General features: G+C 71.6%; 13 protein-coding genes and 3 pseudogenes. 9 read left to right on the top strand and 7 right to left on the bottom strand.

What is annotated here, in order from left to right:
- Positions 1 to 113, top strand: a pseudogene (locus MTQ10_RS18775) (IS5/IS1182 family transposase); the annotation flags it as partial.
- On the opposite strand, the pseudogene MTQ10_RS31805 reads toward MTQ10_RS18775, so the two are convergent.
- A pseudogene (locus MTQ10_RS31805) lies at positions 103 to 663 on the bottom strand (WXG100-like domain-containing protein); the annotation flags it as partial. The pseudogenes MTQ10_RS18775 and MTQ10_RS31805 sit on opposite strands and share 11 nt — an antisense overlap.
- Before the next feature lie 86 nt (positions 664 to 749).
- Here MTQ10_RS31805 and MTQ10_RS31485 point away from each other — a divergent pair.
- The 3 genes from MTQ10_RS31485 (at position 750) to MTQ10_RS18795 (ending at position 2524) form a co-directional block, all read left to right on the top strand.
- Entirely contained in the window at positions 750 to 1280 is a 531-nt protein-coding gene (locus tag MTQ10_RS31485) for a hypothetical protein (protein WP_308404577.1), read from the top strand.
- A 312-nt stretch (positions 1281 to 1592) separates the two neighbouring features.
- Complete coding sequence (locus tag MTQ10_RS18790) at positions 1593 to 2117, top strand: hypothetical protein (RefSeq protein ID WP_247469547.1); 525 nt, start codon at positions 1593 to 1595, stop codon at positions 2115 to 2117.
- Complete coding sequence (locus tag MTQ10_RS18795) at positions 2072 to 2524, top strand: DUF4253 domain-containing protein (RefSeq protein ID WP_247469549.1); 453 nt, start codon at positions 2072 to 2074, stop codon at positions 2522 to 2524. Before MTQ10_RS18790 ends, MTQ10_RS18795 begins: the two co-directional genes overlap by 46 nt.
- Before the next feature lie 227 nt (positions 2525 to 2751).
- Here MTQ10_RS18795 and MTQ10_RS18800 read toward each other — a convergent pair whose 3' ends face one another.
- On the bottom strand, positions 2752 to 3171 hold the full coding sequence (locus MTQ10_RS18800) for a hypothetical protein (protein ID WP_247469552.1): 420 nt from the start codon (positions 3169 to 3171) through the stop codon (positions 2752 to 2754).
- Between the two features lie 273 nt (positions 3172 to 3444).
- Between MTQ10_RS18800 and MTQ10_RS18805 the strand changes: the two genes are divergently transcribed.
- The gene (locus tag MTQ10_RS18805; protein WP_247469554.1) at positions 3445 to 4416 is read left to right on the top strand and encodes an ion transporter; all 972 of its coding nucleotides are present in this window, start codon (positions 3445 to 3447) and stop codon (positions 4414 to 4416) included.
- 22 nt (positions 4417 to 4438) lie between these two features.
- Here the strand turns inward: MTQ10_RS18805 and MTQ10_RS18810 are convergent, their stop codons facing one another.
- Both MTQ10_RS18810 and MTQ10_RS18815 read right to left on the bottom strand, forming a co-directional pair.
- Positions 4439 to 5110: an enoyl-CoA hydratase-related protein gene (locus tag MTQ10_RS18810; protein WP_247469556.1), complete on the bottom strand. Its 672-nt coding sequence runs from the start codon at positions 5108 to 5110 to the stop codon at positions 4439 to 4441.
- Positions 5111 to 5231: 121 nt separating this feature from the next.
- The gene (locus MTQ10_RS18815; protein WP_247469557.1) at positions 5232 to 6413 is read right to left on the bottom strand and encodes an MFS transporter; all 1182 of its coding nucleotides are present in this window, start codon (positions 6411 to 6413) and stop codon (positions 5232 to 5234) included.
- 78 nt (positions 6414 to 6491) lie between these two features.
- Here MTQ10_RS18815 and MTQ10_RS18820 point away from each other — a divergent pair, with 78 nt between their 5' ends.
- From MTQ10_RS18820 to MTQ10_RS18830, 3 genes and pseudogenes are all read left to right on the top strand, one after another.
- Positions 6492 to 7499, top strand: a complete 1008-nt coding sequence (locus MTQ10_RS18820; protein WP_247469559.1) for an ArsR/SmtB family transcription factor — start codon at positions 6492 to 6494, stop codon at positions 7497 to 7499.
- Between the two features lie 137 nt (positions 7500 to 7636).
- Positions 7637 to 8143, top strand: a complete 507-nt coding sequence (locus tag MTQ10_RS18825) for a glutathione peroxidase (RefSeq protein WP_282612330.1) — start codon at positions 7637 to 7639, stop codon at positions 8141 to 8143.
- Between the two features lie 31 nt (positions 8144 to 8174).
- Positions 8175 to 8695: pseudogene (locus MTQ10_RS18830) on the top strand (MerR family transcriptional regulator); the annotation flags it as partial.
- Between the two features lie 308 nt (positions 8696 to 9003).
- Here the strand turns inward: MTQ10_RS18830 and MTQ10_RS18835 are convergent.
- From MTQ10_RS18835 to MTQ10_RS18845, 3 genes are all read right to left on the bottom strand, one after another.
- On the bottom strand, positions 9004 to 9195 hold the full coding sequence (locus tag MTQ10_RS18835; RefSeq protein WP_247469561.1) for a DUF397 domain-containing protein: 192 nt from the start codon (positions 9193 to 9195) through the stop codon (positions 9004 to 9006).
- A 226-nt stretch (positions 9196 to 9421) separates the two neighbouring features.
- A complete protein-coding gene (locus tag MTQ10_RS18840) occupies positions 9422 to 10282 on the bottom strand; it encodes a helix-turn-helix domain-containing protein (protein WP_247469563.1) in 861 nt (286 codons plus the stop codon).
- A 459-nt stretch (positions 10283 to 10741) separates the two neighbouring features.
- On the bottom strand, positions 10742 to 11491 hold the full coding sequence (locus tag MTQ10_RS18845; protein ID WP_247469564.1) for a GOLPH3/VPS74 family protein: 750 nt from the start codon (positions 11489 to 11491) through the stop codon (positions 10742 to 10744).
- 238 nt (positions 11492 to 11729) lie between these two features.
- On the opposite strand from MTQ10_RS18845, the gene MTQ10_RS18850 reads away from it, so the two are divergent.
- Complete coding sequence (locus MTQ10_RS18850; protein WP_247469566.1) at positions 11730 to 14177, top strand: D-alanyl-D-alanine carboxypeptidase; 2448 nt, start codon at positions 11730 to 11732, stop codon at positions 14175 to 14177.
- Positions 14178 to 14280 lie beyond the last annotated feature (103 nt).

Here is a 14280-nt window from a genome sequence, read left to right on the forward strand (position 1 = left end):
GCTACCACCGACTCAGCCCTCGCTACGAACGCAACCCCCGCAACTACCTGGCCTTTCTCGGACTCGCCGCAGCCCTGTGCTGCTACAAGCGCCTCATCCGCCTCACCACATAGGACACGGTCTTAGCCCGCCCTTCTGCTCACCCAGGGCGATGGACACAGGCTGGGTGACGGCGAGATCCACGGTGATGGATTCGACGCCTGCGAAGGCTGCGGTGGCCAAGGTGGTGCCCGCGATGGCGGCGATCTCTTCGGTCACCGCGATACCCAGGCCAGCGGCGAGTTCCGTGACCGTGGCCGCCGCCGCTACTGCTGCACCCTCCGAGATGCCCGCGGTGAAGATGGCCAGGGCGGTGCCGGCGACGAGGGTGGCACCGACGATCTCCAGCTCGTGCTCGAGCTTCTTCTTCGCACCGTGCACGGCGTCCGCGTATGCGTCCAGGGCCTTGGCCATGTCGCGGGCGGCATCGGCCAGATCCTTCAGCCAACCGCGCTTGTCGTAGTAGTAGCGACGCCAGAACGGGTCGTCGAAGGCGGAGATGGCCTCGCCCTTGTTGTGCTCGATCAGTGAGCGGGCTGCCTTGTTGGCGGCGGAGGTGACGTCGTCGACGTCGTCGGCGAAGTCCCGCCACGCCTTCGCGGCGTCCCGCAGTCCGCCCTCGTCGGCGTCCGGCCATCACATGCCCGTCATGTCCTGGACGACCTTGCGGGCCTTGTCGGCGACGCTCACCTGCCGTCGCCCTTGGTGTCGTGATCGACGTGGATCCGGCTGAACATGCCGCGGATCAGCTCTTCGTTGTCGATGTGGCCGTCGGCCATGTCGACCATGGCTTCGTGGATGCTGGCCAGGCCGTCGACGAGGATCTGGGTGGCGTGCTTGATGTGCTTGACGTGCGGGCCATGGCGGTCCGCGTGGAGGACGATCTCGCCGCTCTCGCGAAGAAGGGCGAGCGGTACAAGGAGGTCGACGGCGGCTACACGAAGGCTCAGGTCGACGTGAAGGCCGGCGACCTGACCGTCTCCGGCCAGTCGCCTATGCCCGACGGAGAGATCGCCCTGGAGCTCGCCGAGTTCCGCCGCGCCCTTGAAGTCGGGCTGGCGCGTATCGACGGCCAACTCGCCCTCCTGGTCCAGCGATACGACCAGATCGACAAGGCTGTCGAGGAACTCGACGCCCGGGTGACCGCCCTCGAGCGAACCCGCTGGCCACTCCCCACCATCAGCACCCTCACGGGCCTCGCCGCTCTGGGTGTCGCCCTCTGGTCTGCGGCAGGCCGCTGACGGCTCCGGATCACAGCCCAGCGCGGAGAAGAAGGAGAACGGATTGACAGCCCGACCTGGTCTGGGTCGCGCTGCTCGCACTCGGCTGCCTACGAATTGTTCGCCCCGGCCGACGCCGAACACGGCAACCCTGTCCGAGCGCGTCCGCGTGTGGTTCCGCGTCCACACCCGCCCGGGCCGCGCCGTCTTCGCCATCGCCTGGGTCGGCTTCGCCACCTGGTCTCGTCCACATCCTGAACTGAGCCCTGCGGGGTGGGACCGTTCCACTTCTGCATGACGGTGGCTGTCACTACCTGCCGTTGGGTTGACGGCATGGTGACGACGATCTCCGAACTGCAGCAGCTCTGCGCCGAGCAGGGCGTCGCTCTCCCCGCACTGCGCCAAACCGCGGCAGCGACCGACGGAACACCGGTGTACGCCGGCGAGATCATCGGAACCGACGCCTTCCGTCTGTGGTACGACCTGCGGGCGCTCCATGGCCGCAGCGGATGGTGGCCTGTGCTGGCAGGAGAGCCCGAGCACCTGCACAACGTCTTCGTGGGCCTGGAACCGGACTTCGCGCCGACGGAGAGGCAGACCGACGACCGTCCGCTGGACGGCCGCGGCCTGCTTGCCCACAGGGCCCGTGAGGCCGAGGGCCATCTGTGCGGTCCGGATGAGCGGGCCCGGCCCGGTGAAGACCCGTTCGAAGCACCAGGACAGCGCCTCGCCGCTCACGTGGAAAAGGAGCTGGACCTCGACCTCGTCGGCGGCACGCACTTCTCGGCCGTCCGCCAGGAACGCACGGTGGTGTGCTGGTGCGGGCCCGCAACGGCTACGACGTCCCCGCCCTGCTGAACTGGCTCGGCGCCTGCAACTACGGCATAACCGGCGCCGAGCACCAGGCAGTGCTGCGCTACTTCCACGAGGAACACGGCGCCGAGCTGGTCACCCTGGAGGACCAGGTCCTCGAGCTCCTGGTCACCCGGCGCCCCCGCACGCCCAAGAGCGTCGCCCTCGCCGCGCTGGAGCACTACGCCCACTGTTCCGACATCGTCGACCAGGGCGTCGGCAACATTGAGGACCTGGCAGCATCCCAACTCCGCCGCACAGGCTGGTGCTTCTGGTGGGACATCGGCCTGACCATCGAGTACGTCGCCCACCACGACCAGGCCCACAGGGCACCGTCACCTTCGCCGTCGTGCGCGCCCGTGAGCCCTGGCCGGGGCCCGTCCCGATCCGCTGCGACGGCTACGGCCACATGAGCCGCGGCTGCGAGCACACCCGCCCCGACGAACAGCCCTGCTGGCGCCCGTCGGCAACCCACCTCTCGCTCCGCGACCACGGCCGGCGCCCACAGCACCTGCCGCCCCTCACCGGGCGCGAATGGGTCAAGCACCCCGAACAGCCCCTCTACGGCCGCGTCACCCGCGTCGCCCCGGACGGGACTGTGCTCATGCTCGGCCGGTGCGGCGTGCGGCGGCCCTGCCTGTCAGCCTGCGGGAAGCGTGACCAGCAGCAGGAGGACGAACAGCACCGGGAGCAGGGCGACCACCGCCATCCAGGCGCGCAGCGTGCGCCAGCGGCGCTTCCGGGGCAGCGCCCAGGATGTGATCAGGGCGGCCTTGGTGACGACGGGGCTCACGTACAGGGTGACGTAGACCAGTTGCAGTGCGGTGTTCCGGGCCTGCCCGCAGCCGGTGCCGCCGCAGTCGGCGGGTTGCGTCGCGACCACCAGGCAGTACCACAGGGCGAGCGGGGCGAGGACGAGCACGAGCACCGTGGCGGCGGTGGGCGCGATCCATGCGTGGCGGTCCCGGTCGGGGTCGGGCAGGACCACTGGCCGGTACGCCGTGTGACGGTAGCCGGGGTGGGGGTACGTCGCCTGCGGCGGTGTCGGTGCTGTCGTCATGAGGTCAGTGAAGCCGCGCGGTCCGGTCCGGGGCACCGGCGCAGGTACTCATCCGGCACCGGTGTTCGTGCTCATCCGCGGTGAGTGATTCCGGCGCGTGCGGGCGCCCTGCGGCCGACCTGTAGCGGTGGTCCGTACCGATGGTCCGTACCCGCGATCGACAGTGCTGTAGAGGACCGACCTGAGGCATGATCACCACATGCCTGCCTCCCGGCCCTTCCCGCCGGGGGCGCGGGTGTATCCGCAGTGCGTGAAAGGGACAAGAACAGCAGGATGACGGACCGTCACGTTCCCGGGGCCGACCGGACGGCCCTCACCGCAAGGCGGGCGCTGGCCCGCCGTTGCCGCTCCCTCACCGAGGCCCGCTGGTTCGCGCTGACCGTCTTCGGCGTCATCCTGGTCAACGCGGCCCTGCTGGGCGTGGAGACGTACAGCGGGCTGGCCGGTGAATGGCACCGCTCGTTACGGCTGGCCGAGCATCTGTGCCTCGCCGCCTTCACCGCCGAGATACTGCTGCGGCTCGCCGCCCACGCCGACCGGCCCCGCGACTTCGTCAAGGATCCGTGGAACGTCTTCGACCTCGTCGTGGTCCTGTGCGCGTTCGTGCCCGTCGTACGCGAGAACACCACCGTCCTGCGGCTGCTGCGCCTGGCCCGCGTCCTGCGCACCGCGCGCTTCCTGCCTCAGCTGCGCATCATCCTGGTCGCCGTCGGCCGCAGCCTGCCCGGCACGATCAGCTTCCTGCTCGTCGGCGCGCTGCTGCTGTACCTGTACGCGATGCTCGGCTGGGTCTTCTTCGGCCATGGCGACCCCGAGCACTACGGCTCCCTCGGTCGCGCGGTCCTCACCCTGCTGCTCCTGATGACCCTGGACGGCATCGGTGACGCCGTGCACGCGGGCATGGAGATCTCCCGGTGGAGCCTGCTCTATTACGCCTCCTACGTCCTCCTCGCCTCCTTCGTCCTCGTGAACGTCCTGATCGGCGTCGTCCTGACCTCGCTGGAGGAGGCGCGGGACATGGAGTACGAACGCGATCACGAGCACGATCACGACGTGGTGCAGGAGTCGGCCCCCGCTCCCGGGACCGACGAACGGCTGATGCTGCTCCAGCGCATCACTGCCGCCCGCCAGGCCCTGGACGCCCTCGAACGCGACCTCGCCCGGCAGCACCCCCCGACGCCGCCCGACGCGGGCTTCTCGGTCCCCGGGGTCCGGCCACCGGCAGGGCGCCCGCCGTCGACGTGAGCCCTGCCGCGGGGCGCACCGGTCAGCCGAGCGGGTTCGCGGTGTCGCGCAGTGCGGCCAGGACCGGGGCGTACATACGGGACTTGATGGTGCCGACGGTGTCGCCGGCCTTGGCCGCCTGTGCCTGGGCGATCTCGACGGCCGTGGAGCGCACGGCGTCCTCCTCCACCGCCCGGTCGACGATGCCCGCGGCAGCGGCGTCGGTGCCGCCGTAGCGGCGGGCCGTGACCATGGCCTCGTGTGCGGTCTGCGGGGCCAGCCGGGACCGGATCAGTGCCGTCATGCCGGGGGTGAAGGGGATGTTGATGTCGGCCTCCGGCAGGCACCAGTAGCCACGGTCGGCGCGCATGACGCGGAAGTCGTGGGCCAGCGAGAACATCGCACCGGCGGCGAAGGTGTGCCCCTGAAGGGCGGCCACGGTGACGACCGGCAGCGACAGCAGCCGCGCGAACAGCTCCTGCACGGAGGCGACGTACTGGTGGTGACGGTCGGGGTTGGCGAGCAGCCACTCCAGGTCCAGGCCGTTGGAGTAGAACTTGCCCGTGGCGGCGGTCACCAGGGCGCGCGGCCCCTCCGCTTTCTCCACCTCGTCGAGCGCGGCACCGACGGCGCTGATCCAGTCGGGGTGGAAGCGGTTTTCGCCGTCTCCGAGATCGAGGACGAAGACATTGTCCTGACGGTCGAGCGAGGGCATGACGGCTCCTTCGACGAGGCTATTACCCGCCAGTACTTACGGGGCCGTGTGCCGCGCCCGCAAGGGATGCGCGGGCGAGCGAGGCCCGGCGAGGAGGCTCCTGGCGCAGTCGTCCACACGCTCACCGGTCGGCTCCGACCGGCACCGGACGGCGGCTCCCCGCCCAGGCCAGGCCTCCCGTCACCCCCAGCGACAGCATCGCCATGCCCGTCATCGCCGCCCCCGGCGACACCGCCTGCGCCCCCGCACCCGCCAGGGCCGCACTCACGCCCTGGAGGGTCATCGTGCCCGCCGACTGGAGGCCGAGGGCGTGGCCTGTGAGGTGGGGCGGGGTGAGGGTGAGCAGACGGTGCTGTTGGGCGAGGCTCGCGCCGAAGCCGATCGACGCCACCGCCACCGTCACCGCCGCGACCGGGGCCGGCGGATGCAGGAAGAACAGCAGGTACGGCGCCGCCAGCAGGAGCAGCAGCGGCACCACCAGCCGTGACCGCACCGCCGCCGGTACCAGGCGGCCGACCGTGAGGTCCCCGGCCAGCATGCCCAGCGCGGCGCCGGCGAACAGTGTGCCCGCGGCGTCGGGATCGTAGGCGACGTACAGGGATTCGCAGCCGACGATCAGGCCGTTGGGGAGCCACAGGCCCAGGTAGGTGAGGCGGCGGGGGCGAGAGGACCACAGGAGGGCGTTGGTGCGCCAGGTCGCCGCCGGTGACGGGCGGCCCGCGGTGCGCTGGGGGCGGGCCGTCAGGCCCAGCCTCGTCGTCAGGGCCGACGACACCGAGAGAGCCGACGACAGGAGCAGGCAGGTCTCCGGGGTCACGACGGTCAGGAGCGCGCCTGCTGTCGCGTAACCCGCCGTCTGTGTCAGGCCCGCGAGCATGTTCAGTGCCGAACGGGCCGTCACATACGCGTCCTTGGGCGTGATCTCCGTCAGCAGGCCCCAGCGTGCCCCGCCGTCCACCGACGCGGCCAGGCCCTGGACGAAGACCAGCAGCAGGATCGCCGCCGTCGGTGTGCCGGGGAGCGCCGGCAGCGCTGTCGTCGCCGCCGTCGTCAGCTGTGTCGCCGTCAGGGCCGCTCGCGGGGGTACGCGGTCCGCCGCCGACATGAGGAGGGTCGCCCCGAGCATCTGGGCCAGCTGCGGCCCGAACATGCTGATCGCGGACAGCAGCGGGGAGTCCGTGGACCGGTAGACGAGTGTGCCGAGGGCCAGTCCTCCCATCGTCTGGGCCGCCGTGCGGGTGGCGGCGGCGAGGAAGAACGGGGTGAACTCCCGCGTGCGGAACAGGTGTCGGTAACCGGGCATGCGACGGAGTCTCGGAGCGGGCCGCCGCCTCGGTTACTGTTTCGCGGGCACGCGAAACGTCCGGGAGGGGGCCGATCCGTGGGGCTGTGGCAGGTCGATGCCGAGACGCTCGCCCGCAGCCGGTTCCTGGTGTCGCCGCTCGCGGAGACCTTCGCCTGTCTGAAGCTGCTGCACGCCGGCGCCGGGGCGCATCCCGGTGAGCGGGACTGGCTACGACGGCACGGGCCCGCCTACCGGGCCTTGCTGGCCGCCGACCCCGTGACCGCGCGGCTCGTACGGGCCGGGCTCGGGCGGGACTGGATCGCCGACTTCCTCACGCCCACACCCCGCGACGGGGAGACCTTCGCCGACGGCGTCGCCCGGGTGCGGGCGGCCGACCCGGACGCGGCCCGCGCGGACCTGCGGCTCTCCGCCGGCGGTGCGCTGCCCGCCGTACTGGAGCGGGACGATCTGCCGCAGCGGGCGGCGGCCCTGCTGGAGTGGGTGTGGGAGGAGACGGTACGGCCGTCCTGGGGGCGTCGGCGGCGCGTACTGGAGGCCGATGTGGTCGCGCGGGCCGCGCAGGCGGGGCGGGGCGGCTGGGCGGCCGTACTGGACTCGCTGCGGCCCGGCACGCGCTGGCTCGGCGGGGACCGGTTCCAGGTCAACCGGCACGCCTACGCGCCGCGGGCCGTGGCCGGGGCGGAGCTGCTGCTGGTGCCGGTCACACCACGGACCGGGTGGGTGTCGTGGGAGGAGCCCTCGCGGTACGCGGTGGTGTACCCGTGCGCGGGCGCCCTGGCCGCCGCCCCGGACCGTACGCCGGTGTCCGCGGCGCTGGCGGCGCTGCTCGGCGCGGGGAGGGCACGGGTGCTGGTACTGCTCGGCACACCGCTCAGCACGACGCAGCTCGTGGCGCTGACCGGGCAGGCGCTGGGTTCCGTGGGCCGGCATCTGCGGGTGCTGCGGGACGCGGGGCTCGTGGAGCGGCGGCGGGCGGGGCGGTCGGTGCTGTACTCGCGGACTGCTGTCGGGGATGTGCTGGTGGAGGGGGCCGGTGTCTCGCCGGGGGCGGCCGGTGACGTCCGTGTCGGCCGCGGCCGGTGAGAGGCACCCCGGCGGCTGCCACTGGCCACAGAACGCCCACGCCCGCCACGGCCGGTGACGCCCGCGCCCGCGCCCGCCTCGGCCGGTTCCCGTCCCGGACGGGACGGGGGGCGGTGGGTACCGCCTAGCATCCAGGCATGACCACTGACATGTCTTCCTCCCCCCTCGGCGTCGAGATCGGCGCCCTCACCGGCGGTTCCGCGGACCTCGCGCAGTACGCCGGGAAGGTCGTCCTCGTCGTGAACGTGGCCTCCCGGTGCGGTCTGACCCCGCAGTACGCCGCGCTGGAGAAGCTGCACGAGCAGTACGCCGACCGCGGGTTCACCGTGCTCGGCGTGCCGTGCAACCAGTTCCTCGGGCAGGAGCCCGGCACCGCCGAGGAGATCGCCGAGTTCTGCTCGGCGACGTACGGCGTGACGTTCCCGATGACGGAGAAGGTCGAGGTGAACGGCGAGGGCCGGCACCCGCTCTACGCCCGCCTGGTCGGCTTCGCGGACGCGGAGGGGCACAGCGGTGACATCCGCTGGAACTTCGAGAAGTTCCTGCTCGGCCGGGACGGCACCGTCGTGGCGCGGTTCTCGCCGCAGACCGAGCCGGACTCGGACGCGGTCGTCACCGCGATCGAGGCGCAGCTCGCCGCTTGACCTTGCCCTCGGGGAAGGGCCCGGCGTCCCGTCAGGGAAGAACACCGGTATGCGCGACGCGTTCACCGTGGAGACGGCCGAGGTGCCCGCGCAGGTGGTGATCCGCGCGAAGCGGCATGGCCTCGCCGACGAACTGCCCACGTGGATCGCCGCGTCACCGGGCCGACTGGAGGCGGCGGCCCGTGACTGCGGGGCGGCGACGGGTCGCCGTACGTCGTCCACCACTGCGATGTGTCCGTGGACAGCGACGGACTCGCCCAGTGCCGTGTGCCGGTCGCCGACGAGGCGGCGGCGCGGGCGTGGGCGGAGCGGCACGGGCGGGCGTGGGGGACGACGGTCCGCCGGGAGCCCGCGCGGCGGCTCGCCTACACGCGGATCAGCAAGAGCCAGGTCGCCTTTCCGCAGATTCTCGCCGCGTTCGAGGCGGGGGAGGCGTGGATCGGCGAGCGCGGGCCGGCGTACGACGGTCCTTGCCGGGAGGTCTGCTTCGCGGAGTGGGAGGCGGTCGGGCCCGAGGACCCGGCGTGCGATGTGGCGTTCCCGGTGGGGTGACCGGTGAGGTGACCGGTGATGCTGCCTGTGGGTGACCGGTGATGCGACCTGCGGATCGACCGGTGAGAGACCGGTGGAGTGACCGGCGCGGACGCCCCGCCGGGCGGCCGGGGCGTCCTTCGCGTCCAGGACGGGCGCGGCGTCCGGTGAGGCCCGGCGGGGTGTCGCCGGCCGGGCCTCACCGTCGCGCGGTCCCCCCGAGTGCAGATGAGCCCCCTCGGCTAGGACGGCGATTCTGGTCGAGAGGGCTCGTTCTGTCGTGCTTATCCAGGTGTGCGCGGAGGGCGAGTCTCAGCCGGACCCGCCCCCTACGCCTTGACCGATGCGACGAAGGCGTTCCACGCCTCGGCCGGGAAGGACAGGGTGGGACCCTGGGGAACCTTGGAGTCACGTACGGCCATGGCCTCGACGACCGGCGACTTGATCTCGACGCACGCGCCGTTGCCCGTGGAGTACGAGGACTTGGTCCAGGTGTCCGTGGCGCCCTGACGAATTGCCATTTCTGCTCCGTGTTGCCTGTGGTGAGTTGCTCTGTTTGCGCCAACCTTGTTGCTCGATGGCGTGATCGACGCTACTCGCCAACATCGGCCTACGAAGCGACTATTCACTCGTTGGGCGGCATATTCCGCTGGAAGCTTCCCCTTCGGCCGGGTCAGGGTGTATCTTCCAGCGCCACTTTGCCTGAGGGGCCGATTCCGCGCCCCTGCGGGGTGCCCGCCGGTGCGGTCAGTCGTCCGCGTACTCCTTCGCGATCTTCGAGATGAACTGCAGCGACTGCTCGACGTTCAGCGCCTGGGCGCGCAGATGCTCGTACATCACGCTGTACTTCTGCACGTCGTTGGCCTTCTCCAGGTACAGGTCGCTCGTCACGCCCTCGATGTAGACCACGCTGGAGTCGGCCGCGTCCGGGAACTCCAGGATCGCGTACTGGCCGTTGAGGCCCGGATGCGCGCCCATCTCGAACGGGATGACCTGCACGGTGACATGCGGCAGCTGCGACTGCTCCATCAGGTGCTCCAGCTGCTCCCGCATGATGGTCCGGTTGCCGACGACCCGTTTCAGCGCGGCTTCGTCGAGGACCGTCCACAGCCGCAGCGGGTTCTCCGCGGCGGTGATTCGTTCCTGCCTGCGCATCCGCACCTGCACGCGCTTCTCGATGTCGGCCGGCGCCGTCTCCGGCAGCGCACCCGCGATCAGCGCCTCCGCGTACTGCCGGGTCTGCAGCAGGCCCGGCACCACCTGCGGGTCGTACACGCGCAGGCTCGCCGCGTCCGTCTCCAGGCCGATGTAGACGCTGTACGGGATGTCGCCGAAGGTGTGCCACCAGCCCTGCTGCCGGGAGTCCTTCGCCATCTGCATCAGCGAGTCGACGATGCGCTGGTCCTCGACCTCGTACACATTGCACAGGTCACGGACGTCGCGCTGGCTGATGCTGCGCCGCCCGTTCTCCAGCCGACTGATCTTCGACTGGGACACGAGCAGCCGCTCGGCGACCTCTTCGGCCGTCATGCCCTTCAGCTCGCGGAGCCTGCGCAGCTCCTGACCCAGCCGGCGCCGCCTGACTGTGGGATTGACATTGGACGCCACGGACGTGCACCTCCGGCTGCATGCCTGTACTCGGCTGTACTGGCTTGTACTTGCAACTATGCGTATCTGCTGTTGAGCAGACTGCCACCAAGGTGCTTCCTACCGCTGGGAAACCGGGGATATGCGGCTGAGGTGTCCTGGACATGCGTCCGCGCGGGGCGGCAGGCCAGGTCCTGACGGACGTACGGCCCTGCCGTCCCGCGCGGACGCGCGGCTCCCGAACGGGTCTGTGCCACACCCGCCGGCGGCGGACCGGGTCCGGGGGCCCCGGATCGGCCCGTGGTGCTGTGCCGGGCGTGCTGTGGGTCGTGCGGTGTGCCGCGCGCTGCCCCGCGCGGCGCGTCGCACGGGCGCCGCGCGGTGCCTCGTGCGGTGGGGTGGTGCTGGTGGTGCCGGTGGTGCTGGGGTGGTGCCTCGGCCGTTGTCGTACGGGGGCCTGTCGAGCCGTGGGACTGCGGCTCAGTGGGCCACGACGCGGGCCATCGATCCTCGGCGCGGCTGCACCGGAACGCCTCGAGCGGGCTCCGCCGCTGCCCTGCCCCCGGCCGTGGCCTGCCGGCCGGCCGGAGTGCGGCGCGGCTGGGCCGCCACACCGTTCTGGACGTCCATCACGGCGTGCGCGACGAGACCGCCCATCGGATCGTGCCGGATCAGATCCCTGAGCCGGGAGCGGGACGAGCGTCCCTCGTTGCCCGGGTACAGGTGCTTGCCGAGTCCGACCGCGTGGGCCAGCGCGGCGAGCGCGGCGGTACGCGGGTCCGGCGGCACGCCGGTCCGGATCGCCGAATCCAGCCGGGCCCTGATCTCCCGGCTGATCGCCGTGTCCGTCGCCTGGTAGCGCGTCGTCGGCAAGACCCCGCACATCTGGCCCGCCACGGCATGCACCATGCCGCACCGCTCCAGATGCGAGAGGTAGGTCTGGCGGAGCCCGAGACGCGGCCCGCCGATCCAGTGGACGGCACGCACGGGAGCGCCACGCCTTCGCAGCAACTCCAACGCGCTGTCCAGCGTCGGATCTCCTGTCGGCCGTGGGGACACCACGGCGATACGATCCCCGTCTGGGGCTATCCGTCCGGCCAGCGCCAGCTCCACTAGCTGTGCTCCGGCCAGACCGAGGTCGAGCGACTGCGGCTGCGCAGTGGTACCCGTGGCCGGGTCCAGTGCCAGCAACAGAAGCTCCTCCGGAAGTGTTCTGCGGCTCCTGCCCATCCATGCCTCCCCGCGTGGATGAATGACAGGGTGACCCCTCTCACATTGGTCTGTCGAGGGTGCGTGACCTGTTTGTAAGGGAACCGGCAGGTATGTCGTTCTCGTCTACCGCAGCGGCCAAGCCCTCACACAGGACACTGGTACATGGTTCGGACGGCGTCTTGCGGTGCTGTCCGAACCGACGATTCACGGTTGGGTTCGGTAGCGCCGGGGCGTGCGGCGCATGGAGGAGGCATCGGTGGCGGGCGAGTCCCCCGACAGGTCGAAGCAGCGCGAGTCGTCGGCAGAACCGACGTCGGGGAGCGCGGTTCCGGTTCCCGAGGCCCGGGACGGGAAGCACGGGGGCTCCGGCGACCCGCGACTGGCCCTGTCCCGCGAGGACGCGGCCACGGCGGCGTCCGGCGGTGGCGTGGACACGGCCACCCGGGTTCTTTCGGTTCCCGAGCGGACGAAGGGTTCGGCGGCTGTGACCGCCGACGCGGATTCCGACGCCGAGGGGCGGGACGCGGGCTCCGGGGAGCGGGACGCCGAGGAACATGCCGCCGGTGACGGGGCGGGCCGGGACGAGGCCGACCAGGCTGCCGCCGACGACGACGCGGGGAACGCCGCGCGCGACGAGCGTCTGCGGGCGGCTGTGGCCAAGTGGGTGACTTCGACGCCGGACGACGCGGACGCGAAGCCGGAGGCCGAGGCTGCCGAGGCCGACGCGCCCGCCGACGCCACGGAGGACGAGGGCCGCGCTTCGGACGACGCCTCGGGCACGGCGAACAAGGACGACCGGGCCGACCGGGACGACCAGGCCGGCGAGACCGGCAACGCCGACGAGAGCGCCGAGGCCGCCGAGCGAACCGATTCCGCTGCCGCCGACGCCACGGACACCGACGGCGACCGCGAGGGCGGAGCTGACGCCGACGACGCCGCCGACGCCGCCGACAGCGATGACTGCGACGGCGACGCCCCCGAGGCCGACGCGAAGCCCGAGGCCCCCGCCGGGACCGACGCCAAGGCCACGGACGCCCCCGGCAAGGGCGAGGACACCGGCGAGACGACCGAGGAGGGCTCCGACAAGCCCTCGGCCGAGGCCGCCGCCCGCCAGGTCGACCAGCCCACCACCATGCTCAAGGTCGGCCCGTCCGTGAAGCCGGCCGTCGACCAGCCGACCACGATGCTCAAGGTCGGCAAGCCGTCGGCCGCCCCCGCCGGGGACGCCGAGCGCACCAGCAAGTTCGTCGCGCTCAAGCCCCTCGACGACCCGTCCACGCGGAAGCCCGCCCAGCCGGCCCAGCCGGACCAGCCCGCCCGGCCGGAACCGAAGGCGAAGGCCCCCGGGCCCGCCGTCGTTCCCGCCGACGCCACCGCCGCCCTCCCCCAGGTCGGCCCGGAGCGCACCACCCAGCAGCCGGTTCCGCCGAAGCCGCCGCTGGATCTGCTGGCGGAGCTGACCAACACCCCGCCGCCTCCGCAGACCCCGCTGCGCACGCTGGCCCGCCGGGTCAAGATCTGGACGCCGCTGGTCCTGCTGCTGGTGATCGTCTTTGCGGTCGTACAGGCTGTGCGTCCGCTGCCGGAGCCGTCCCTCGTGCTGACCGGCAGGGAGTCGTACACCTTCGACGGCGGCAAGCTCAGCCTGCCGTGGTCGGACGAGGGCCAGGGCTGGATGGACGTCGACGGCGTCGGCACGATGGACCGCTTCGGCGAGCCGAACCCGGTGCCGATCGGCTCGGTCGCCAAGACGATGACCGCGTACGTCATCCTGCGCGACCACCCGCTGAAGGCGGGCGAGGAGGGCCCGCAGATCGAGGTCGACGCCCTCGCCGAGAAGGAGGGCGGCTACAACGCCGAGGGCGAGTCCACGCTGGACACCGTCAAGGCGGGCGACAAGCTCACCGAGAAGCAGGCGCTGTCGGCCATCATGATCCCGTCCGCCAACAACATCGCGCGGCTGCTCGCGCGCTGGGACGCCGGCTCGGAGGCCGCGTTCGTCGAGAAGATGAACGCCGCCGCCAAGGAGCTGGGCATGACGAGAACGACGTACACGGACCCGTCCGGTCTGAAGGAGACGACCGTCTCCACCGCCGAGGACCAGGTGAAGCTGGGCCGTGCGGTCGTGAAGATCCCGGCGCTGGTCGCGATCACCAGCGCGGCGAGCTGGACGGACCCGACCGGCAAGTACCACAACAACTACAACGAGCTGCCATACCTCATCGGCGCGATCGGCATCAAGACGGGCTCCACCACCAAGGCCGGCGGCAATCTGCTGTTCGCCTCCCGCCGGGAGGTCGCCGGCAAGAAGGTGACCATCGTGGGGGCCGTCCTCGGGCAGATGAAGCCGAAGATCCTGGAGACGGCCAACAACGTCAGCAAGGCGGCGCTGCTCGCCGCGCAGGACGCGCTGACCTCGGCGAAGATCGTCAAGAAGGGCGATGTGGTCGGGTACGTCGACGACGGGCTCGGCGGCCGTACGCCGGTCGTGGTCACGGAGGACGTCACGGCGGTCGGCTGGTCCGGGCTGAAGGTGGACCTGTCGTTCGCGCCGGGTGACGTGCCGCACACGGCGAAGGCCGGTACGAAGGTCGGCACGCTCACCGTCGGCGACGGCACCAGCAGTGCGGTGAAGGTGCCGGTGGCCCTGGAGAAGGACCTCGTCGAGCCGGGCTTCGGGCAGAAGCTGACCCGCATCGCCTGACCCGCATCGCCTGACCCTCAGCCACCCGGCCGCCCGCGACCGCTCGGCGAGCTGCTCGATCTGCGGCCAGGGGCGTTCGGGGTTGACGTGGTCGATGGTCAGC

Source organism: Streptomyces sp. XM83C, from assembly GCF_023072675.1.
Classification (GTDB): Bacteria; Actinomycetota; Actinomycetes; order Streptomycetales; family Streptomycetaceae; genus Streptomyces; species Streptomyces thermocoprophilus.